Source organism: Streptomyces sp. NBC_01390 (assembly GCF_045040105.1).
In the GTDB taxonomy this organism is placed as follows: domain Bacteria; phylum Actinomycetota; class Actinomycetes; order Streptomycetales; family Streptomycetaceae; genus Streptomyces.
The window spans coordinates 9,570,841-9,593,442 of the sequence record NZ_CP109551.1 but is presented as its reverse complement, the minus strand read 5'-3'; the positions used below and the strand labels follow the sequence as shown (position 1 = coordinate 9,593,442).

Below are 22,602 nucleotides of genomic sequence, written 5' to 3'. Positions count from 1 at the left end.
CGTAGCGCGGCGTCCCACATGGTGGTCCATCTGTTCATGTACTGGACACATCCGGCCGTCGGTTCCGCCGTCGACTAGCGTCGGAGCATGACCAGCGAGACCAGTGAGATCAGCGAAGCAGCCTCCCGCCCCTCCTTCTCCGCCGCTCTGGCCACCGGCGCCCCCCTCGTCCTCGACGGCGGCATGTCCAACCAGTTGGGGTCCGCCGGGCACGACCTGAGCGACGAGCTGTGGTCGGCGCGGCTGCTCGTCGAGCAGCCCGAGGCGATCGTCGATGCGCACCTCGCCTACTTCGAGGCGGGCGCGGACGTCGCGATCACCTCCAGCTACCAGGCCACCTTCGAGGGCTTCGCCAAGCGGGGCATCGACCGGGCGCGAGCCGCCGAGATGCTCGCGCTGAGCGTGGAGCTGGCGCGCGAGGCCGCGCGCCGGACGAAGACGGAGCGGCCGTTGTGGGTGGCGGCCTCTGTGGGACCGTACGGGGCGATGCTCGCGGACGGGTCCGAGTACCGGGGGCGGTACGGGCTCAGCGTGCGGGAGCTGGAGCGGTTCCACCGGCCGCGGGTGGAAGTGCTGGCCGCCGCCGGGCCCGATGTGCTGGCCCTGGAGACGGTCCCCGACGTCGACGAGGCCGACGCCCTGCTGCGCGCGGTGCGCGGGCTCGGGGTGCCGGTCTGGCTGGCGTACAGCGTGGCCGGCGACCGGACCCGGGCCGGGCAGCCGTTGGCCGAGGCGTTCGCGCCGGCCGCCGAGGCGGACGAGGTCGTGGCCGTCGGGGTGAACTGCTGTGTGCCCGAAGACGTCGAGGGCGCCGTGGAGTTGGCGGCCCGGGTGACCGGGAAGCCTGTCGTGGTCTATCCGAACAGCGGTGAGGTCTGGGACGCCGACGCCCGTGCCTGGACCGGCAGTTCCACGTTCGCCGCAGGTCAGGTGACGGGCTGGCGGGACGCGGGGGCACGGCTGATCGGCGGGTGCTGCCGGGTGGGACCGCAGGCGATCACGTCGATCGCCGACACCTTGCGGTGACCGCGTAGGCGGTGCGGTGAGGATTTCGGCCTCCGGGTCTCGTTCGCCCGGTCTCGTTCGGCGGCTCCCGTCCGTTCGCGTCCGCTGCTAGCCTCCGGCACGGGAACCGGTTGCCGTCGTGTTGCTGCCGTCCTTCCCGGGGAGAGGGCGGCACGCGACATGACGAGGAAGAACAGCGGCGGGGGCAGCGCGACGCGCAGCACCATCCGGGACGTGGCGGCCCGTGCCGGGGTGTCCGCGTCGACCGTGTCCCGGGTGCTCGGCGGCGAGTACCCGGCGAGCCCGGCGACCCGCAGCAGTGTCATGCGCGCCGTGCGTGAGCTGGACTACGTCGCCGACGCACGCGCCAAGGCGGTCGCCGGTGTCGGTACGCCCACGCTGGCCTTCGTGCTCGACGACATCACGGGCCCGTCGTTCGCGCTGATGGCGCACGGCGTGGAGCGTGAGGCGACCCGGCTGGGCCATCTGTGCCTGGTGTGCAGCACGGACGGCGACACCGCGCACGAGCTGGAGTTCGTCGAGATGATGCGCGCCCAGCGCGCCGCCGCCGTGATCCTGGTCGGCGGCACCGCCGACACCCCGGAGTACCGGGCGCGCACGGCCCGTATCGCCGACTCGCTGGCCTCGGCCGGCTCCCGCCTGGTGCTGTGCGGCCGGCCTCCGCTGGAGCGCGGTACGCCGGTCACGGTCATCGAGTACGACAACGAGGGCGGCGCCTACGCCCTGTGCGCCCACGTCCTCGCCCAGGGCCATCAGCGCGTCCTCTTCCTCGGCGGCCGCCCCGACCACACCACCGCCCAGGGCCGCGAACGCGGCTACACCGCCGCCCACCGTGCACGGGGCCTGGAGCCCGACCCGGGCCTGCGTCTGTACGGCGACTTCACCCGGGACTCGGGGCACCGTCTGATGCGCGGGGCCCTGTCCCAGGGGCTGGAGTTCACGGCCGTGATGGCCGCCACCGACATGGTCGCCGCCGGCGCGCTCACCGCCCTCCACGAGGCCGGTCTCTCCGTGCCGGGTGATGTGTCCCTGGCCGGGTACGACGACATCCCGTTCGCCCGGGACCTGCATCCGGCGCTCACCACGGTCCACGTCCCCTACGAGGAGCTGGGCCGCCTCGCCGTCCGTACGGTCCTCGGCCGTACCCCGGACGACCCGGACGAGCACCTGCTGCTGGGCACGCATGTCGTCGTACGGGACTCGGTGGCGGCGGTGTCCCCGTAGGGAGGGCCGCCGGTGCCTCGCCGGGCCGCAGATCCGCCACCTGGCCGAAACCCCCTGAGCGGCTCCGGTCAGCGCCGGTGGACGGCGCCGGGGAGGCGCAGGCGTCGTACGACCGACCTGGTCTCCGCACCGCGCAGAAGGGCATGGGGCCGGTGGGTCTCCTCGGGAGCGGTGTCCGGCGGCGTGGCGTCGGCCGCCCACAGGGCCATTTCGCGGTCGCGCGGCCCCTCTACGGTGTGCGGGTCGCCGTCGCCGAAGACGTGCACGGGGTGCGAGGCGTCCCAGGGCCGCCAGCCCGGGTCACCGTCGACGGCGAAGCGTACCCACGCCGTGTGCGTGGCCTCGGCGAGCTCCTGCGGGGCGCCGTCGCCCGCGAGCTTGGCGGACTCGGGGGTTCGGCAGGTGTCGAACACGAATCCCAGTTCGATGGAGTGGCAGGCGCCCAGTCCTGGCTTGGTGGACGGCCAGGCGAACTCGTAGACGTAGGCCCGGCCGCCCTCGCCGCCCCCGCCGCCCCGCCCGTCCTCGCAGCGTTTCCCGCCCTCGGCGCGTGCATCCGCGAGTCGGTGCAGCGGTACGCGGAGCAGGTGGTCGGTGACCAGCTGGCCGACGAGGTCGGCCGTGCCGGCGTCGGGGTGCAGGGTGCGGTAGCCGCGCGGAACCTCGGGACCGCAGTGGCAGCGGGCCATGGCGCCGGCCAGGGCGACCGGGCCGAGCCGGTCGAGGCGCTCCAGGAGCCCGCCCGGCACCAGCCACAGCCGGTACTCGTCCCGGGTCCAGCCCAGCAGCAGGTCGACGTCGGCGGCGGCCCCCTCGACGAGGGCCTCCAGGGGGTCGCGGGGGACGAGGTCGCCGTCGACGACGATGCCGAAGGCGGGCCCGCCGAGGACCGGGCTGCTCAGCCGCCCGGCCCCGCCCTGGACGCGCAGCAGCAGTTCCCGGTCGACGGCGGCGAAGGCCTCTGCGGTCGCCGGGATCTTCAGCCGGGCCGCCATCCGGCGCACCATCCGCCGTACCTTGTCGCGGTCGCTCACCTCCGGCGGCCCGCTCTGCAGCACCGCCCGCCGGAAGAGCCCCCGCGCCCGCGGGGAGGCGAGCAGCGCGCCGATGCTGATGGCGCCGGCCGACTGGCCGAAGACGGTGACACGGTCGGGGTCGCCGCCGAAGGCCGCGATCGACGCCTGTACCCACTCCAGCGCGGCAAGCTGGTCACGCAGGCCCGCGTTCGGGGGTGCGTCCGGGAAGAGGCCGTAACCCTCCACGCCCAGGCGGTAGTTGACCGAGACGAGGACCACGCCGTCGCGGGCGAAGGCGTGGCCGTCGTAGACCGGCATGGCGGACGAGCCGCGGGTCAGGGCGCCGCCGTGGATCCACACCATGACCGGGAGCCGGGCCTCGCGTCCGAGTTCCGGTGTCCACACGTTGAGGTTGAGACAGTCGTCGCCGGGGACCATCGGGTCCGACAGCAGTCGGGAGAAGACCTCGGAGTACGGCGGTTTCGGCGCGGTCGGACCGAAGCCGCCCGCGTCGCGCACCCCGTCCCAGGGGGTGGGCGGCACGGGCGGCCTGAACCGGCGGGGGCCGACGGGCGGCGCGGCGTACGGGATGCCGCGGAACACGGCGATCCCGTCGCCCTCGTAGCTGCCCCGGACGTCCCCGTAGGGCGTCCGCACGACGGGTTTCGTCGGTTCTGCCGTCATCTGCCCACCAGCTCCCTCGCCGCCGCTCGTGAACCGTTCAGATCAGAGCAACACACGACCGGCCGGTATTCCTGCGGAAGGAGCCTTTCGGTGGGTGACCGTACGGCTATCTGGCGTACATGAGGGTGCCGAAGCCGAGCTGGTCGAAGCCGCCGCTCGTCGTGCCGTAGTCACCTCCCCCGCCCTCGGGCCGGACGCTCTCGGCCATCGCCTGGATGTAGGGGACGGACAGGCCACGCCGTTTGGCGTAGTGGTAGTAGAGGAGGTCCCAGACCGGGCGGACCTGGCCCCGGCTCGCGGAGGAGATCACGGTCTGTGACGTCTGGGCGCAGTTCTGGCCGGTCCCCCAGGTGTAGGTGGTGTACGGGACGTCGTTGCCCAGGTTGTACTTGGCGACGTACTGGGCGGCCTTCATGAACCGGTTGCTGTCGTAGCCGTACAGGTCGTCGCCCTGGGACCAGGCTGTCTCGCAGAAGGCGCCCATCTGGCCCATGCCCATCATGGTGTGGCCCTGGTCGCGCCCCGACTCCTGCCACTGGCCGAGGGCGTAACCGGCGGAGTCGGTGTAGAGATACGGGACCGCGTGGGCGAGGGAGCCGTTGCCTGCGCCGGTCTTGAAGTAGTTGACGGCCTGGTCGTACTTGGCCCCGTCGTCGCACAGGATCCCGATCGCGAGGATCGAGTTCATGTTGCAGAGGTCCCAGTTCGCCCAGTAGTTGGTGATGCAGGCGTCGTTGTGGCCGGTCAGGAACTGGTTGTTGAGGGGGTAGAAGACGTTGAGCATCATCGTCTTGAACCGGTCGAGGTCGAATCCGCTGTAGCCGCGCATGAGTTCGGCGGCGTTGGCGAACTGGTAGCCGTAGATCCCGGCGGCCAGGAACCGGTCGGCGTTGCCGGTGAGGGTGGTGAGGGTGGACGACCAGGCGTTGAGGATGCGCACCGCCGTGTCGCCGTTGGCGGTGGTGCCCGCGATCTTCCAGCGCAGTGCGTTCTGGTAGGCGGCGTGGATGTCGTTGTAGAGGACGGTGTAGTTCTCGCCGGTACCGCCCCGGATGATCGTGGCCTGGGGGCGGGGCGTCCAGGTCGACGCGGAGTGGGAGTTGGCGGTGAGACGGTTCCAGCCGGAGAGCCAGGGGTCGGTGCCGGCGGCGACCCGGACCTTGGCGCGGTTGAGTTCGCCGTAGGCGTGGAGCATGCCGGGGTGGGTGAAGGTCGCGGGTGCGGCGCGGGCGACGGTGGACGTGAGCGCTGCGGCGGAGGTGCCGAGGGCGAGGGCGGCGGTGAGACCGCCGGCGGACTTCAGCAGTCCGCGGCGGCTCAACTGGGCTCGATGGTCGGGTACTTGGGGCTGGTAGGAGTGCGTGTGGGGGTTTTCGCGGCTCATTGCGATGCATCTCCAATCCTGGTGGATCCAGGAGGATCAGGTGGGGCTGATGCTCATCTCGTCGAAGTACGAGGTGCAGCGGGCCAGCGGGTCGCGGGAGCAGACCACGAGGCCCACGTAGTGGGGGGCGTCGCCGAAGCCGGGGATCTCTCCCTCGGCGAGGGGGGTCCAGCTGACGCCGTCATCGGTGGAGACGGTTGCGGAGAAGGTGGTTCCCGTGTGCTTCAGTCGCAGCAGGCAAGGGAGTTGGAGGGCGGGTGCGGGGGTTCCGGTGCCAGTGCCGGTGAAGACCGAGGCGCCGGCCACCGTCTTGCGCAGCATCAGCTGGGCGGTGGTGCCGCCGGTGACGATCACCCCGGCCGCCTGGTCGAACGGTGACAGGGACTTGGCCATCAGCAGCCCGACCCGGTCGGCTGTGGTGGCTCCGGTACGGGAGATCAGCCGGGCGGTGAGAACACTGTCGCCGGTGACCTGGCGCCGGACGAACTGCCCGGTCATCCCCTGGCCGTTGACGTTCAGATCGGTTCCGGCACCCCGGACGACGAAGGTCCCGTCCCCCACGCCATCCGCGTCCTTCGGTTCGTACGAGGTGACGCCGGGCGTGCGTACCGCCACCACGCCGTAGGTTCCCAACTCCCGTTCGTCGAGGACGACATCGCCGAGGTCGCCGTAGGTCCAGGGGGCGGGCGGCGGCGTCCCGACGGTGAGGGTGAGGGTGGCCGAGGCCGTGCCGGAGGCGTTGCTCGCGCTCGTGGTGACGCCGAACTCCCCGCTCTCGGTGGGCGTTCCGGAGACGAGGCCGGTGCGCCGGTCCACGGTCAGCCCCTTCGGCAGCCCGGCGGCGGCGAACCGCACGGGTGCGCGCGAGGCCCGGATCAGGTGCCGGAAGGGAACGCCCACGTTGGCGAACGCCGTGTTCGCCGACAGCGCCTGAGGCACCGACGGTGTCGGCATCAGGGCGGAGGCGGGGGTCGAACGCGGGCCACGGCCACCGGAGTTGGTCTTGGCGACGGTGTAGTGGTACGTCCGTCCGGGTGCCCCGGTGGCGTCCGCGTACCGCATCCGGATGCCGAAGCCGACCGGTCCGACATCGCCGGCGACCCTCTCGTACGGGCCGTCGGGACGCGTGGCCCGCAGCACCGTGTACCGCGCCGACAGATCGGGGTCGGTCCACGTCAGCTCGACGGCGTCGGCTCCGGTGGACGCCCTGAGATCGGTGGCCGTGCGCCGGGGACGCGGCACGCACCAGACGGGCCCCGAGGCGTCGGTCACCCGGACGTTGTCGAAGGCGCCGGTACCGGTCTCGGCGTACCCGGCGTTGACGCCCAGGCTCGAGGAGAGGGCGAGCCCGGCGTACACCGAGCGCCCCAACTCGACCTCGGTGACACCGACTTGCGTCCAGTTCTCGCCGTCCGGGGAGATGGACCCCGCACAGCGGCGGCCCTGGCGCTCGACGCGTACCCAGTAGGGGGCCCGCAGCCGGTAGCCGTCGCCCGCGCCCTCGACGTGGGGCGCGGTGAGCGGGGTCGCCGACTCCGGGATCGTGCCGAGGTCGGAGATCGGGAAGGAGGCTGCTGTGGTGATCGTCTGCTGCTGAGAGGGCGGCACGGGGGTGCTGCCGGTGGCGGAGAGCGCCGCTCCGGGCGCCGGGCGTACGGTCCACACACCGCTCCAGGTGTGCAGCGGCAGGCCCTGGATCAGCATCGACGCGTGCGGGGCGGCGGCGTCGAGGGAGGCGCGCAGGGTGACGCCGATCCTGGAGTACTGGGAGCCGAGCGGCCACACGATCCGCGCGGTCACCGTGCCGTCGCCGCGCAGCGGCAGGTGGGCCAGGCGGTACGCGTCCGCCGTTCCGCCCGCCTCCAGCACGAACCGTTCCCCGTCGAAGACCGCCGAGCCGGGGACGCCCGTCTCCCCCACGTCCTCCGTCTGCCAGGGCGCGGGCAGCCCGGCAGTCGCCGCCGCCCAGCCCGAAGTACCGCTCGTACCAAGGGAGTTGGTGGCGAGGACCGTGTAGTAGGAGGTCCGGCCGCGGTGGACGTCCCGGTCCGTGTACGTGTCGGTGGTGACGGCGTCGGCGATCGTCTCGTACGGGCCCTCGGGACGGTCGGCTCGCCGGACCGTGTAGCCGGTGGCCCACGTGGAGGGGAGCCAGGAGACGGTGATGGTGTCGGTGTGGGGCGCGCCGAGCGCCGTGACGCCCGCCGGGACGGTGGGCGCGGCCGGTGCGGGGGCCGTGTCACCCGCGAAGGTGAGGGTGCCCCAGCTCGGCAGGTCGTCGTTGCTGCCCTCCACGACCCGGGCGCCGCCCGTCCCCCGGAAGACGGCCGCCTTCGTGGCGGGGGTGTCGAGGCCGCGTACGCCCGCGTAGTGCGCGTACGCCATCTCGTAGATCGGGGGCAGGGTGCCGCGCCCGATCGCGGAGACGGACGTCTTGATGTACTTGCCGGTGCGGTCGAGGTCGGGGGTGAAGGGGACGTCGCCGCCGAGGTTGTAGCGGGCGGCGTACTCGAAGTTGGCGAGGAGACGGTTGTCGTCGTAGCCCCACAGGTCGACGCCCTGGTTCCAGGCGACCTGGGCGATGTCGCCGGTCAGACCGACCGCGAGCTGTTCGTGGCCCTGGTCGCGGCCTGCCTCCTGGCCCTGACCGGCGGCGGTGACGATGCGATGGGCGATGCTGCCGTTGCCGGCGCCGGCCGCCATGAAGCGCAGGGCGTCCTCGAAGAGGGTCGGCTCCTCGCAGAACACCCCGACGGCCAGGATGGTCTGGACGGCCGTCAGGTCCCAGTTTCCGTTGGCGTAGAGCATGTAGCCGGAGACGGCCGGATACCAGACGTCGAGGAAGGAGCGCTCGCAGCGGGCGATGTCCGCGTCCGTCCAGCCGTCGTAGTCGCCGCTGTGGCGCAGGAGTTCGGCCGCGTTGAGAAACTTGAAGGCCTGGAGTCCCGCGCCGAGCGGGCCGTCCGCGCCCGTGACAGCGGTGAGCGACGCCGACCAGGCGTTCAGGATGTCGCGGGCCTTGTCGGCGTTGGCCCGGTTGCCCGTGACGGCCCACATGAGCGCGTTCTGGTAGGCGGCGGCCGAGTCGGCGACGGCCTGGCTCATGAAGTTGGCCGGGCCACGGCCCCAGGAGGTGATCTGGCCGGTGTTCTGCACGGTGTACGTCGACTTCGAGCGCGCGTGTGCGGCGAACGCCAAGTAGCCGTCGCAGACCGGGGGTTGCTGTGCCGCGACGGCTTCCCTCATCCGGGTCAGGTCGTCGGTGCCGTGCAGCAGCCCGGGGTGGGTGAAGGCCCGCCGACCTGCCGCCGCCCAGGCCTCGCCGGGGGCTGCGAGGCCGGTGACGCCCGACGCCAGCAGCAGGGCCGCGGCGCCGGTGCCGCCGAGGAAGCCCCGGCGGCTGAGCGGGGAGATCGTCATGAGGTCGCCGCCGCTTCTGACTCCGTCGCTGCCGCCGCCTCGGCCGCCGCCTCTGCCGTGGTGAGGAAGCGGAGGTTGGTCACGTGCTCGTTGGTGTGCATCGGGATGGTGTCGGTGGTGAGGTACCAGGTCGGCTTCTTCATCGAGTCCGCGATCACCGTGCCGTTGACGACGAGGTTCTCGAAGGTCACGTCCTTGATCGCGTGCTTGGCGTCGTAGCCGAGCAGCAGGCACGTGGCGAGCGGCTTGCCGGTGTAGGAGAGGTCCTTGACGTGGACGTTCCGGATGCCGCGGCCGACCGAGGTGTTGTACTTCGTGTTGTACATGATCCGCATGTGGATGAGCTGGCCCCAGCGGAAGTCCTCGACGCGTACGCCGTCGACCTTCACGTTCCTGATCAGGTTGCTGTCACCGGCGTTGAGGGCGATGCAGCCCTGGTAGCCCATCTGGGGCTCTCGGTGGTCGAGGATGTCGAGGTTCCTGAAGGTGAGGTTCTTCAGTACCTCGGGGTTGTCCGTGTTGCCGTGCGTGCCCACGTTGATGGGGTGCGCGACGTCGGCCCAGAGGGTGGAGTTGCGGACGGTGATGTTCGTGGTGTCGCCGTAGTACTCCCAGCGATGGGTGTAGATGGCGATGCAGTCGTCGGAGTTGCGCATGAACACGCCGTCGATGACGACGTTGCTGCTGCAGAAGACGTCGATGCCGTCGCCCCAGCCCTTGGAGCTGAAGGAGCCGAGACCCCTGATCGTGACGCCGGTCGCCTCGCCCAACTGGACGGCGTAGCCGTTCGGGTTGAGCACGGTGACGGCGCCGATGGAGATGTTCCGCGAGTTCTCCACAAGGGCTCCGCCGCCCGCGGTCCCGGCGAGCACACCCCGCCCGGCGAGCCCGGCATGCTCCACGCCGCGGAAGATCACGGTCGCCCTGAGGACGGCGCCGCCGTCCAGGTACACGGTCTTGCCGGAGGGGACGAGCAGGGTGCCGTCGGCGGTGGTGTGGACGCCGGGGCCGTAGTAGAGGACGTTCGGGTCGTCCGGCGCGGGTCGCTTCTTCTCGATCGCGCGGGCGAACAGGTGGAGACAGTCGAAGATGTCGTCGTTGATCTGGACGACGACGTTGCGCGGCTCGTCGAGCGTGAACCGCAGGGTGTCACCGAGCAGTTCGGGCGTGATGCCGTACGAGTCGGGTCTCACCCGGGCCTTGGTGGTGCCGCCCTTGAGGTAGGTGACCTCGATCTCGACGGAGCCCTGGAAGTCGAAGTACGCCAGCGAGGAGTTGTAGATCCTGCTCGACCCGGTGGTGGGGTTGATCTCGCCCAGCTGTGGCCGCCAGATGTCCAGGGTCTGCCAGTCGCCGTCGGGGGCGGTACGGACCCGCACCTTGAAACCGGTGTTGGTCGGCATGGCGGACGGGCGGGGGTAGGTGACGAGCGCCGGTGCCGCCACGGCCTCGTCCGCCCGGGCCGTCGTGGCCGTCAGGCTGGTGAGACCGGCCGCGAGGGCGGCGGCACCGGCCGCCTGCAGGGCGGTACGGCGGGACAGGGACGGGTTCATGGACAACTCCTCGCAGAGGTGAAGAGACGCAACGACAGGGCGGAGAGGCGAGAAAAGGGAGATGGGAAAAGGGAGAGAGAGGAAGTGAAAGGAGAGGCAGGACAGGTCACTTGAGGCCGGTCGTGGACATACCGGCGACGAACCCGCGCTGGGCGACGAGGAAGATCAGCAGGATCGGCACGACGTACATCACGGATCCGGCGGCCAGCAGGTTGTTGACGGGGAGCCCGCCCGGGGTCACGTACTGGGTCATGATCGCGACGGAGAGCGTGGTGCGGTCACTGGACAGGAGCAGCATCGGAGCGATGAAGTCGCCCCAGCTCCAGGTGAAGGCGATCACGAAGCTCGCGGCCAGCACCGGCCGGGCCTGCGGCAGGAAGATCCGCCAGAAGACGGTGGGGTAGCCGCAGCCGTCGATGATCGCGGCCTCCTCCAGTTCCCGCGGCATCCCGGCGAAGAACTGCCGGAACAGGAAGACCAGATAGGGCGCCGCCGACAGCCCCCACAGCACCCACGGCCAGTACGTGTCGACCATGCCGACCTTGGCGAAGACGAGGTACGTCGGGAAGAGCGTGATCATCTGCGGCAGCATCATCGAGCCCAGCAGGATGCCGAACAGCACCTTCTTGCCGGGAGCGTCCAACCGGGCGAAGCCGAAGCCGACCCAGGCGGAGCTGAGGGTGACGAGGGTGGCGTAGATCAGGGCGATGACGAGGGAGTTGCGGGCGTATCCCAGGAAGTCGATGCTGGTGAAGGCGTCCGCGAAGTTGTGCCACTGGATCCTGTCGGGCAGCCAGTGCACCGGGGAGGCGGCGAGTTCGGGCGTCGTCTTGAGGCCGGTGACGATCAGCCAGCCGAAGGGGCCGATCATCAGACCGGTGATCACGACGAGGACGGTGTAGAGGACAAGACGGTACGTGCGAATCCGTACCCGGGTCCCGGAGCCGTCGTCCCCGGGGGTCACGGCGATGGCGGGTCCGGACGGGGAGTTCCCGGAGGAGGAGGAGGAGGTCACGGTGGTGGCGGTCACTTCTTCGCCTCCGGATCGACGTTGTAGAACACCACACCGGAGGTGAGTCTGAAGATCAGACCGGTCGCGATGAGGATGAGGACGAAGAGGACCCACAGGAGCGCGGAGGCGTAGCCGTAACGGCCGAGCGCGAAGTACTCCGCGAACACGTGCATCATGTACATGTAGTTGGTCTGCGGGATCGCGGTGACGCCCTTGGGAGTCGCGTCCGCGGCGATCAGCAACGGCATGATCGTCTGGACCGAGGCGATCATCCCGGTCACCCCCTGGAACAGCAGCACGGGCGAGAGCAGCGGGACGGTGACGCTGCGGAAGGACCGCCACGCGCTCGCGCCGTCGATCCGCGCCGCCTCGTGGAGTTCCCGGGGTACGTCCTGGAGGCCTGCCAGCGAGATGATCATGACGTTTCCGGCACCCCACAGCACCGCCATCAGGATCACATAGCGGGCGTACGGGTCGTCCAGCCACGCGACGGCGTCGATGCCGGCCAGATTGAGGACACCGTTGGCGGCGCCCGAGTCCCGGTTGAAGAGCGTCTTGAAGACGAGGCCCGCGCCCACGGGCGGAACCACAGCCGGCAGATAGAGCAGCGTGCGCCACAGGCCCCGCGCCCGCAACGGGCGGTTGACCAGGACCGCCAGCACCAACCCGGCGACGATCGACAGCGGCACCGAGGTGAGGGCGAACACCCCGGTCCGGCTCAGCGAGTCCCAGGTCACTCGATCCGACAGCAGCTCGCGGTAGTTGGCCAACCCGACGAAGCTCCAGTGCGGGGAGATCCCGTCGAAGGTGGTGAAACTCAGCCACAGCGCGTACGCCATGGGCCCGACGGTCAGCAGCAGGAAGCCGATGATCCAGGGCGAGGTGAACAGGTAGAACGCCCGGTACCGACGGGCGGTCATGGAGGTCCGGGGCAGGGCACCGGGGCGTACGGCGCCGGTGCGGGCGGCGGGCGGCCCGGGCCGCCGGCCGGCTTCGGAGATCTGGCCGACGGTCATCCCACCTGCTCCTTACCGCGCTGCAACTGCTCGTTGACCGAGGAGCCCAGGCGTCCCGCGAGGGTGTCGACGGAGATCCGGCCGTTCATCGCGGCCGGCATGACCTGGTTGATGAGTGCTTCGAGCGCGTCCCACTTGGCGTACGGGGTGAAGGGGGTCACCGAGAAGTGCTTCAGCTCGGCCTCCTGCACCGCGAGGACCCGCTTCTGGTACTCCTCCTTCCTCGGCATCAGCGGACGCAGCGACTTGAGGGTCGGGATGCCCCAGCCGCCCGCCGCGCGGGCCTTGGCGGGTCCCTCGCCGAAGAACCACTCGAAGACCCGCCAGGCGGCGTCCTTGTTCCGCGCCTTCTTCGGCATCCACATGCCCGTGCCGGCCTGGCAGGAGCTGATCCGGGGGCCGCCCTCGAAGACGGGGGCGGGGGCGAGCCGGGACACCCTCGCGATCTTCGGCTCGGCGTTGATCATGCCGCCCAGCCAGTAGCCGCTGCCCGACATGGCCATCCGGTTCGCCACGTAGGTGGGCCCGTCCCAGGCGTCGGGGTTGGGCTGGACGAGGCTCGGCCCGACCTTGGCCTTCGCGTAGTCCACGTACCAGGTCAGGGCCCGGCGGGCCTCGGGGGTGGTGAAGTCGACGCGGGTGAAGTCGTCGGAGAAGAGGCTGCCTCCGGCGGCGGCGACCAGGTTCGTCAGAAGGACGCACAGGTTCACACCGTTGTAGCTGCCGCCGTACACCGCGGTCTGGCCGTTCTTGCGCTCGACCAGGCGCTCGGCCTTCTCCAGCCACTCCTCGTACGTGGTCGGCTCGGTCTCGGAGGGGTGGTCGACGCCCGCCCTGTCGAACTGGGCGGTGTTGAACCAGAACATCGCGTCCTGCGAGAAGTCCTTCGCCATGCCGTAGCGGGGGCCCTTGCCCTGGGTGGTGCCGTCGAACCGCCACAGGTCGTTGGCGGGATCGAGGTCCTCGGCCCTGAGGACGGTGGATGCGGCGAAGTACGGGTCCAGGTTCTCGGCGACGCCCCGCGCCGCGTAGAACGGCGCGTCCAGGGCGCCCACACCGCGCACCAGGTCCGGCGGGTTGCCGCTGGTGAGCATCGCGATCAGCCGGGTGATGTCGTCCTGCACCACGGTGATGCCGATGCCCAGTTCCCGCTGCGCCTGCTGGATCAAGTCCGTGGAGACGTCGTCGAGTTTGACCATCATGGTGATGGATTCGCCGCCCCCCGTGGCGGCGCCGTCGACCCGCAGGGCGCAGCCGCTCAGCGCCGTCGCGCCGACCGCCGCACCGCCCGCCGCCGAGAGGGCGAGAAACCGGCGGCGGCTCGGGTGCGTACCGGTGGCGACCTGTGGGTGCATGAACGTCCCTCCTCCTGCTGTGACTTGTTCGGGATACCGGCATACCGGCATACCGGTCACGCATAACAACCGGTTGTCATGGCGTCGTGGGCAGAGCTTCTTCCTGTCTGCAAACGACGTCAAGGGTGTCGGCGACTTTTCGATAACACTCGCCGAGGCAGTTACCGCGATCAGTAGAGCAACCGGTTCCTGCGCTGGTTCCTACGCCGGTTCCTGCGTTTCGGGGAGTTCCCGTACGTCGAACCAGTCGAAGTCGGCCGGGGCGCGGGTGCCGCCCAGGTCCTGGGCGCAGACGCCGACGAACGCGCCGGTGAAGCGCAGCCGTTCGCCGTAGTCGTCGGAGAGCCTGCTCGCGTCGAGGGCGGGTCCGACGGGCCGCCAGTCCGTGCCGTCCGGGGAGGCGGAGAAGCGGAGTTCGGCGCCGTCGATGCGGGCCCGCAGTTGCACGGACGGCCAGTCGTCGACGTCCAGTTGGGAGTCCGGGAACTCGCCGTACGTCCCGTCGTCGGTCTGGATCACGCCGAGCACCCTGCCTCTGCCCTCGGCGTGGGTGACGCGGAGGTAGTAGTGCTGGGTGGTGTCGTACCAGCAGATCAGGCCCGCCAGTTGGGTGAAGTCGGCGGGGCGGAAGTCGACCACTGTCGTCACCTCGCAGCGCACCGAGGTCAGCCGGCGGGCGACCAGGCTCTGGTCGTACCGCGAGTGGGTGCTCTGCCTGCCGCGCAGTCGCAGATGACCGGGCCGTTCGGTGAGGGTGAGCCACTCGGGGGTGGCGGGGACACGCAGCGTGCTCCAGTGGCCGGGGAGAACGGGGCCGTCGAAGTCGTCGCGCCCGGAAGCCGGTGTATCTGCGGAAGCCCTTGCCGGGGCGCCGGTTGGCGGCTCCGCCGCCGCGGGCGCCGGAACCTCCAGGCTCGGTCGGCGGCTCCCGTCGGCCAGCCGCAGCCAGCCGTCGTCCGTCCAGGTCACGCGTTGCAGACAGGTCTCCCGTCCGAGCACACAGCGCGGCCCGTCGGGGGTGGCCACGGGACGGGAGGCCAGATGGGCGAGGTACCACTCCCCCGTCTCCGTGCACACCAGCTCCCCGTGCCCGGCCTTCTGCAGCGGCCAGTCGGGCAGGTGACGGGTCGTCAGAAGGGAGCCCTGGGGGTCGAGTTCGTAGGGTCCGGCGAGTTCGCGCGAGCGGGCCATCAGGATGCCGTGGTTCCAGCCGGTGCCGCCCTCGGCGAGCATCAGGTAGTACCAGCCGCCCCGCCGGTACACGTTGGGGCCCTCGATCAGCTCCTCGTGGGTGAGGATCGTCCGGGGCAGCCCGATCAGGGCCTGCTTCTGGGCGTCGTACTCCTGGAGGAGGATTCCGGCGAACGACGGACGGCCCGCGCGGGGGTCCCACCGCATGTTGAGCAGCCAGCTGCGGCCGTCCTCGTCATGGAAGAAGGACGGGTCGAACCCGGAGGAGTTCAGGAACACCGGTTCCGACCAGGGGCCGTCGACGGACTCGGCGGTCACCAGGTAGTTGTCGAGGTCCTTGTAGGGGGAACCGACGGTCCTCACGACGCTGTAGACCAGCCAGAACCGACCCTCGTGGTACGACAGCGAGGGCGCCCACACACCGGCCGAGTCGGGGACTCCGCGCAGGTCGAGGCGGTCGGCGCGGTCCAGGACGTGACCGGCCGGCGCCCAGTGGACGAGATCCGTCGAACGGTGCAGGGGGACGCCCGGGAACCATTCGAAGGTGGAGGTCGCGAGGTAGTAGTCCGCGCCGACTCTCAGGATGCTCGGATCCGGATGGAATCCGGGGAGAACCGGATTGCGGATGTGGTCTGCGGTCATGCCCGCACCTCTCAAGGCTGTGCTCATGCCGTCGCCGTGTTCGCGTTCGCGTTCGGTATTTCGAAAATTTCGTTCGGCGTGATCCTCTGGATTCCCACGTCTTCACGCCGTGCTGAGGCGGGCTTAATGTAGAAACCGGTTGCTACGCGGTCAATGCTTCCGTCGTGTGAGCGGTGCTATTCGAAATTTTCGCCGCCCCCGGGCCGGTCGGAGAGGCGGTTGGAGATGGTCCGCACCGGAGGTGGCGTCTCCCCAACGGGCCGCACGGGCCCCACAGGCCCCACACTGGCGGTCGTGGCCCGGGAGGCCGGGGTCTCCGTGCCGACCGCCTCGAAGGTCGTGAACGGCCGGGAGGACGTGGCGCCGGAGACACGACGACGGGTCACCGAGGTACTGGACCGGCTCGGCTATGTCCGCAGACCCCGCTTCGACGCGTCCAAGCCGCCCGGTCTGGTCGATCTCGTCGTCCACTCCCTGGACAGCTCCTGGTCGGGTGCGGTGCTGCACGGTGTGGAGGAGGCGGCGCACGACGCGGGTCTGGAGATGGTCGTGTCGGCGGGGCTGACCCGGACCCGGGGCGGGCGCCCGGAGCGCGGCTGGCTCGACAAGCTGACGACACGCGGTTCCTCCGGTGTCCTGTTCAACCTCGCCGAGCTGACCGCCTCGCAGTACGCCTGGCTCGACCAGCACCGCATCCCGTTCGTGATGATCGACCCGGTGCTGGAACCGCCGCCGGGCGTGGTGTCGGTGGGCGCGGCCAACTGGCACGGCGGGGTGACGGCGGCCGAACACCTGCTGGCCCTGGGCCATGAACGCATCGCGGTCATCGCCGGCTCCCGGCGCAAGATGTGCAGCGGCGCCCGGGTGGCCGGCTACCGCTCGGCCCTCGCCACGGCCGGTGTGCGCCAACGCCCCGAGTACGTCCGTTACGGCAGCTTCGACGAGACGGTCGCCCACCGGCGCATGCTGGAACTCCTCGATCTGTCCGAGCCGCCGACCGCGGTGTTCGTCTGCTCGGACAAGATGGCACTCGGGGTGTACAAAGCCCTGGCCGAACGGGAGTTGAGGGTGCCGGAGGACGTCAGTGTGGTCGGCTTCGACGATCTCGCCGAGGCTCGCTGGGTCAGTCCGGCGCTCACCACCGTCCGGCAGCCGCTCGCCGAGATGGCGGCGACGGCCCTGAGGTTGCTGGTGCGGATGATGGCGGGGGAACGGCCGGAGGGAACACGCACGGAGTTGTCCACGCGACTGGTGGAGCGCGGCAGTACGGCTGCGCCGGGCAGGCTCCGGTAGAACTTCTCACACCTCTCACACTTCTGACACTTCGTCACCATGGTTGATCCCGCCGGGTAACGCGCCAGTCCCGTCCCTCGCGCGACTGGCTTCGTCTGCGGTCTTGACCTGGTCGGCGAGGAGGTACAGTCTCCGTCAATGCGCATCAGGTAATACGCATTAACGGAGGCGACCGGGAGGGAAGCCACGGTGGAACGCAGGAAGCGGCCGGGGCGTACGCCCGCGCCGACCGGGCGTACGGGACGGCCGCGACAGGCCGAGGTGGCCCGGCTGGCGGGAGTGTCCCAGGCGACCGTGTCCCTGGTGCTGTCCCCCAAGCCCGACGGCAAGGGGCGCGTCATCTCCGAGGAGACCCGCCGACGGGTCCTGGAGGCGGCCCGGAGCCTGGGTTACGTGCCCGACCCGGCCGCCCGGCGGCTGGCCGCCGTCCGCAACAACCTGCTCGGCGTCTTCAGTTTCACCGCCACGTTCCCCACCGATGTCCAGCACTCGTACTACCCGTTCCTGGTCGGCGTGGAGTGCGAGGCGGCGGCGCTCGGCTACGACCTCGTCCTGTTCACCGGGTCGAGCACCGGCGGTGCGGGGGCCGCGGTGCCCGACGCCCTGAGCCGGGTCCGGCTCGCCGACGGGTGTCTCTTCATGGGCCGGCACACACCCCGGGCCGAGCTCAAGCGGCTGGTCGAGGACGGGTTCCCGGTCGTGCACCTGGGGCGCCGCGAGGCGTTGGAGGGCGTGGCCTGGGTGGGCGCGGACTATGTCGCGGCCACCCGTGAAGTCGTGCGCCATCTCGCGGAGTTGGGGCATCGGGGGATCGTCCTCGTCCGGGAGGACGACGACGCGCCCGCCTCGGCGGACCGTCAGCGCGGCTTCCTGGAGGGACTGGAGGCGGTGGGGCTCCAGTCCGGGCCCGCGACCGTCTTCCGGTCCGCCGATCCGCAGCGGGACCTCACGGCCGAACGGCTGCGTGCCTGGGCCGATGACGGGGTGACGGCGTTCGTCGCGGAGGAGACCGACACCGGGGCGGCCTGGCGAGGCCTGCTCTCCGCCGTACGGGCGGCGGGCCTCGACTGTCCCGAGGACGTGTCTCTCGCCCTGCTCGGCAGCCCGCCCGCCGATCTGGCTAGCGAGCCCGTACCCACCGGATTCGACATACCCCGGCCCCAGTTGGGCGCCACGGCGGTACGGCTGCTGGCCGCGCTCGTCGCGGGAGAGGGAGCGGGAGCGGAGGAGGAGGCCCGGGAGTCGCTCGTCAGCTGTGCGTTCCGGCCGGGCCCGACGACCGGACCCCCGCCGCCCGCCCGGCCTTGAGCACGGTCCGTTCCGCCCCCCTTCCCGTCCCCCGCCCATGAGCCCGATCCAGCAGCCAGGAGAAGCGTGATACCCGAAGCGGACATACTCGTCGTGGGCGGCGGTCTCGGTGGTGTGGCCGCCGCGCTCGCCGCCTGCCGGGCGGGACGCAGTGTCGTGCTCACCGAGGAGACGGACTGGATCGGCGGCCAGCTCACCAGCCAGGCCGTACCGCCCGACGAGCACCCGTGGGTGGAGCGGTTCGGTACGACCGCCTCGTACCGGCGGCTGCGCGAGGAGATCCGGCGGTACTACCGCCACTGGTATCCGCTGCGGGCCGAGGCCCTGGCGCTCACCGACCTCAACCCGGGAGCGGGCCGCGTCAGCAAGCTCTGCCACGAGCCGAGGGTCGCCCTCGCCGTCCTGGAGGGCATGCTCGCACCCCACCGGGCGGCGGGCCGCCTGACGGTGCTCACCGAGCACCGGCCGGTCTCCGCCGAGTCCGACAGTGACGTCGTACGAGCGGTGACCCTGGAGGACCTGCGCGACGGAACGCGTCGCACCCTCACCGCGCGCTACGTCCTGGACGCCACCGAGACGGGCGAGCTCCTCCACCTCGCGGGCGTCGAGCACGCGAACGGGGCGGAGGCACGCGCCGAGTTCGACGAGCCGCACGCCCCGGACGAGGCCCAGCCCCTCAACCAGCAGGGCATCACGGTCTGTTTCGCGCTCTCCCACCACGAGGGCGAAGACCACACCATCGACCGCCCGGACGACTTCGACTTCTGGCACGACTACCGGCCCTCGTTCTGGCCCGGTCCGCTGCTCGGCTTCGAGGCACCCGACCCGCGCACGCTGGAGCCGATGCCACGCACCTTCGTACCGAACCCCGAGCTCGACCCGCTCGGCGTCTCCGCCGACCAGAGCGCCGACGCCGGTGACAAGGAGCTGTGGGGTTTCCGCCGCATCCTCGCCCGCAAGCTGCACACCCCCGGCGCCTTCGACTCCGACATCACCCTGGTCAACTGGCCGCTCAACGACTACTGGCTCAAGCCGTACATCGGCCAGGAGGCCGAAGCGCTGCGCGGGGCACGGCAGTTGTCTCTGTCGCTGCTGTACTGGTTGCAGACCGATGCGCCACGCCCGGACGGCGGCACCGGCTTCCCGGGCCTCAGGATCCGCCCGGACGTGACCGGCACGGCGGACGGCCTGGCCAAGGCGGCGTACGTGCGCGAGTCACGCCGTATCAAGGCCGTCACCACCGTCACCGAGCACGACGTGGCGATCGACCTCGTCGGGCCGTACGGCGGCACCCGGCACGGGGACTCCGTCGGTGTGGGCGGGTACCGCATCGACCTGCATCCCTCGACCGGTGGCGACAACTACGTCGACATCGGGTCCGTGCCGTTCGAGATCCCGCTCGGCGCGCTGGTGCCGCGTCGGGTCCGCAACCTGCTGCCCGCGGGCAAGAACATCGGCACCACCCACATCACCAACGGCTGCTACCGGCTCCACCCGGTGGAGTGGAACGTCGGCGAGGTCGCCGGCGCACTGGCCGCGCACTGTGTGGCCGAGGGCGTCGAGCCGCACCAGGTGCAGGCCGACGGCAAGCGGCTCGGGGAGTTCGTGCGGCTGCTCGACCGTGAGGGTGTCCAGCGCCACTGGCCGGACGTTCGCGGCTACTGAACGAACCCTGCGCGCAGGGGAGTTGGGCCCGCAGACGAACCGATCCAGGAGAAGAAGGAGGTGCCCGGACAATGACCAGACCCCGTATCCGCGTCGGCATCGACGTGGGCGGAACCTTCACCGACGCCGTGGCCGTGGACGCCACGACCCTCGAACTCCTGGGACAGGTCAAGGTCCCGACCAGCCACCGTCACGAGGACGGCGTCGCACACGGCATCGTCAAGGCGCTCGGCCGGCTCCTGAAGCAGACCGGCCACGCCCCCGACGACGTCGCCTTCCTGGCGCACGGCACGACGCAGGCCACCAACGCCCTTCTGGAGGGCGACGTGGCGACGGTCGGACTGATCGGCATCGGGTCCGGCCCCTCGGCGGTGTTCACCCGCCGCCTCGCCTCGTTCGCCAAGCTCGAACTCACCCCCGGCAAAAGGCTTCCGCTGGTCTACGCACATGTCTCCGACCCGTATGACACGGCAGAAGTGCGCCGCGCCGTAGAGCAGTTGAAGGACCAGGGCGCCCAAGTCCTCGTCGCCAGCCAGCCGTTCAGCGTCGACCGCCCCGAGGGCGAGCGGGCCGTCCTGGACGCGGCACGGCCGTACGGACTGCCGATGACCGGCGCACACGAGATCACCTCGCTGTACGGGCTGCACAGACGCACCCGCACCGCCGTGGTCAACGCGGCGATCCTGCCCCGCATGCTGGCCACCGCCGACCTGGTCGACGCCTCCGTCACCGAGGCGGGCGTGACCGCGCCCCTGATGGTGATGCGCTGCGACGGCGGTGTGATGGCCCTGAACGAGATGCGTCGCAGGCCGCTGCTGACGGTGCTGTCGGGACCGGCCGCCGGAGTCGCGGGCGCGCTGATGCGGGAGCGGGTGAGCGAGGGCGTGTTCCTGGAGACCGGGGGCACGTCGACCGACATCAGCGTCGTACGGAGCGGGAAGGTCGCCGTCCGGCACGCCACCGTCCTCGGGAGGACCTCGTATCTGAGCGCCCTCGACGTGCGCACGGTCGGCGTCGGCGGCGGCTCGATGGTGCGGATCGGCGACGGCCGGGTGACGGGAGTCGGGCCGCGCAGCGCCCACATCGCGGGGCTGCCGTACGCCTGCTTCGCCTCCCCCGGGCAGTTGCGCGACGCCACGGTCGACACCGTCCGGCCCGTGGACGGCGACCCGGCGGACTACGCCGTGCTCGACGCGGCGGGCGGCCGGTTCGCCGTCACCATGACGTGCGCCGCCAATGCCCTCGGCCGGGTCCCCGAGGGCGACTTCGCCCGCTGCGACCCGGAGAGCGCGCGCGCCGCGCTCGCGCCGCTGGCCGCCGCGCTCGGCACCGACGTCGCGACCGCCGCCACCCGGATCCTCGACGCGGGCGTCGCCCAGGTGAGGAAGGTGGTGGACGCCGTGATCCGCGACCACCGCCTCGACCGGGACACCGCCGTCCTCGTCGGCGGAGGCGGCGGGGCCGCGTCCGTCACCCCGCACCTCGCCCGCACCAGTGGCCTGGAGGGCCGGATCGCCCGCCACAACGAGGTCATCAGCCCCATCGGCGTCGCCCTCGCACTCGTACGGGAACAGGTCGAGCGGATCGTGCCCGGCGCCACGCAGGAGCAGATCCTCGCCGTCCGCGCCGAGGCGGAGCGCGCGGTCGTCGCGCAGGGCGCCGCCGCCGAGGGCGTCGAGGTCGAGGTCACCGTCGACCCGCAGACCAACACCGTGCGAGCGGTCGCGACGGGCGCCACCGAACTGCGCGCCCAGGACCGGGCCCACCGCGCCGACGACACCGAGCGCCTGCGTGCCGCGGCGGCCAGCCTCAAGACCGACCTCGCGGCGGTCCACGTCCTGGCGGGCACCGCAGCCCACACGGTCTACGGCACCGAGACGCGCCGCCGGCTGCGACCGACCCGTCGGCCCGTGCGGATCGTCGACATGGACGGTGTCGTACGCCATCACGCCGCCGACGCCCGGGTGGAGACCACCACCGTGGCCGGCGCCCCCGAGGTGCTCGCCCGGCTGGTCGGCGAGTCCACCTCGTACGGCGACGGCGGGGTACGCGCTCCGGCCCTGCGGCTGCTGCTCGGCTCCCGCATCGCCGACCTGTCCGGCGTTCTCGATCCGCAGCCCCTGCTCGCCCTCGCCCAGAGCGAGTTGCGGACCCGCGCGGCCGACGAGCCGGTGGTCGCGGTCCTGGAGGTGCGCTCATGACGGCCACATCGGACGAACTCGCCGCTGAGAAGGATGAGTTGACGGACCTGACTGCCGTCGACGACATCGAATGGGCCGTACGGCTGCTGTCCGCCACGCCCACCCACGAGGGCCGCGACCGTGAGCTGCTGCGCCAATGGGCCCGTAGAGCCGACGAGTTCGGGTCCCGGCTCGCCCCCGGCCCGTCCACCGCACGCGTGGTGGAGCGGGACGACGGCCTGCGGCGGATGCTGATCGCCCGCTACACATCACGGCCCCCGACGGTCGAGCTCTACACCGACACGCTCGCCCTCGCCGAGGAGTTGGCCGAAGCACGCGGCTGGCGGGCCTGGTACCCGCCGGGCTCGGTGCGTGCCGCGGCGCTCGCCCACGAGACCGCGCACGCTCACCTCCACCACGGCCCGGCGAGGGCCTCGCTCAGAGAGGCACTCGGCCACACCGTGCTGCGCCTCGGACGTCACCGCGTGTACGGCCATGTCGCCGGTGCCGAAGAGGTCGCCGCCCATGCCTACGCCAGAACCGTCTGCGGGCTCGGCCGCAGCCCCCTGCTCCTCACCGCCGCGCTGCGTGACGCGCTCACCCGGCCCGGAAGAGAGAGAAGAGAGAACTGAC

Annotated in this window: 15 protein-coding genes; 7 read left to right on the top strand and 8 right to left on the bottom strand. The window is 71.2% G+C overall.

Annotated features, from left to right (window positions below; translation table 11 throughout):
• Window positions 1–87 precede the first annotated feature (87 nt).
• Both mmuM and OG241_RS43005 read left to right on the top strand, forming a co-directional pair.
• On the top strand, window positions 88–1,026 hold the full coding sequence (gene mmuM / locus OG241_RS43010; RefSeq protein ID WP_405823555.1) for a homocysteine S-methyltransferase: 939 nt from the start codon (window positions 88–90) through the stop codon (window positions 1,024–1,026).
• 159 nt (window positions 1,027–1,185) lie between these two features.
• The gene (locus OG241_RS43005) at window positions 1,186–2,250 is read left to right on the top strand and encodes a LacI family DNA-binding transcriptional regulator (RefSeq protein WP_405823553.1); all 1,065 of its coding nucleotides are present in this window, start codon (window positions 1,186–1,188) and stop codon (window positions 2,248–2,250) included.
• 68 nt (window positions 2,251–2,318) lie between these two features.
• Here OG241_RS43005 and OG241_RS43000 read toward each other — a convergent pair whose 3' ends face one another.
• The 8 genes from OG241_RS43000 to OG241_RS42965 all read right to left on the bottom strand — a co-directional run bounded on the left by OG241_RS43000 (window position 2,319) and on the right by OG241_RS42965 (window position 15,523).
• Window positions 2,319–3,950, bottom strand: coding sequence for a carboxylesterase/lipase family protein (locus OG241_RS43000; RefSeq protein WP_405823551.1), 1,632 nt, complete (start codon window positions 3,948–3,950; stop codon window positions 2,319–2,321).
• A gap of 106 nt (window positions 3,951–4,056) precedes the next feature.
• Entirely contained in the window at window positions 4,057–5,334 is a 1,278-nt protein-coding gene (locus OG241_RS42995; RefSeq protein WP_405823549.1) for an alginate lyase family protein, read from the bottom strand.
• 36 nt (window positions 5,335–5,370) lie between these two features.
• The gene (locus OG241_RS42990; RefSeq protein WP_405823547.1) at window positions 5,371–8,754 is read right to left on the bottom strand and encodes an alginate lyase family protein; all 3,384 of its coding nucleotides are present in this window, start codon (window positions 8,752–8,754) and stop codon (window positions 5,371–5,373) included.
• The gene (locus OG241_RS42985) at window positions 8,751–10,307 is read right to left on the bottom strand and encodes a glycosyl hydrolase family 28 protein (RefSeq protein WP_405823545.1); all 1,557 of its coding nucleotides are present in this window, start codon (window positions 10,305–10,307) and stop codon (window positions 8,751–8,753) included. Before OG241_RS42985 ends, OG241_RS42990 begins: the two co-directional genes overlap by 4 nt.
• A gap of 106 nt (window positions 10,308–10,413) precedes the next feature.
• On the bottom strand, window positions 10,414–11,337 hold the full coding sequence (locus OG241_RS42980) for a carbohydrate ABC transporter permease (protein WP_405823544.1): 924 nt from the start codon (window positions 11,335–11,337) through the stop codon (window positions 10,414–10,416).
• Window positions 11,334–12,335 (bottom strand): carbohydrate ABC transporter permease, encoded by a 1,002-nt coding sequence (locus OG241_RS42975; protein ID WP_405823542.1) that lies wholly within the window; start codon window positions 12,333–12,335, stop codon window positions 11,334–11,336. The genes OG241_RS42980 and OG241_RS42975 overlap by 4 nt, the downstream gene beginning before the upstream one ends.
• Window positions 12,332–13,690 carry an extracellular solute-binding protein gene (locus tag OG241_RS42970; RefSeq protein ID WP_405823541.1) on the bottom strand — a complete coding sequence of 453 codons (1,359 nt, stop codon included), beginning with the start codon at window positions 13,688–13,690 and terminating at the stop codon, window positions 12,332–12,334. The genes OG241_RS42975 and OG241_RS42970 overlap by 4 nt, the downstream gene beginning before the upstream one ends.
• A gap of 201 nt (window positions 13,691–13,891) precedes the next feature.
• Window positions 13,892–15,523: a glycoside hydrolase family 43 protein gene (locus tag OG241_RS42965; protein ID WP_405823539.1), complete on the bottom strand. Its 1,632-nt coding sequence runs from the start codon at window positions 15,521–15,523 to the stop codon at window positions 13,892–13,894.
• Window positions 15,524–15,748: 225 nt separating this feature from the next.
• On the opposite strand from OG241_RS42965, the gene OG241_RS42960 reads away from it, so the two are divergent.
• The 5 genes from OG241_RS42960 to OG241_RS42940 all read left to right on the top strand — a co-directional run bounded on the left by OG241_RS42960 (window position 15,749) and on the right by OG241_RS42940 (window position 22,601).
• Window positions 15,749–16,816 (top strand): LacI family DNA-binding transcriptional regulator, encoded by a 1,068-nt coding sequence (locus OG241_RS42960; RefSeq protein WP_405823537.1) that lies wholly within the window; start codon window positions 15,749–15,751, stop codon window positions 16,814–16,816.
• A 189-nt stretch (window positions 16,817–17,005) separates the two neighbouring features.
• Window positions 17,006–18,124, top strand: coding sequence for a LacI family DNA-binding transcriptional regulator (locus tag OG241_RS42955; protein ID WP_405823535.1), 1,119 nt, complete (start codon window positions 17,006–17,008; stop codon window positions 18,122–18,124).
• A gap of 66 nt (window positions 18,125–18,190) precedes the next feature.
• Entirely contained in the window at window positions 18,191–19,789 is a 1,599-nt protein-coding gene (locus tag OG241_RS42950; protein ID WP_405823533.1) for an FAD-dependent oxidoreductase, read from the top strand.
• A 71-nt stretch (window positions 19,790–19,860) separates the two neighbouring features.
• Window positions 19,861–21,990: a hydantoinase/oxoprolinase family protein gene (locus OG241_RS42945; protein WP_405823531.1), complete on the top strand. Its 2,130-nt coding sequence runs from the start codon at window positions 19,861–19,863 to the stop codon at window positions 21,988–21,990.
• Window positions 21,987–22,601, top strand: a complete 615-nt coding sequence (locus OG241_RS42940) for a hypothetical protein (protein ID WP_405823530.1) — start codon at window positions 21,987–21,989, stop codon at window positions 22,599–22,601. Before OG241_RS42945 ends, OG241_RS42940 begins: the two co-directional genes overlap by 4 nt.
• Window position 22,602: the final 1 nt, after the last annotated feature.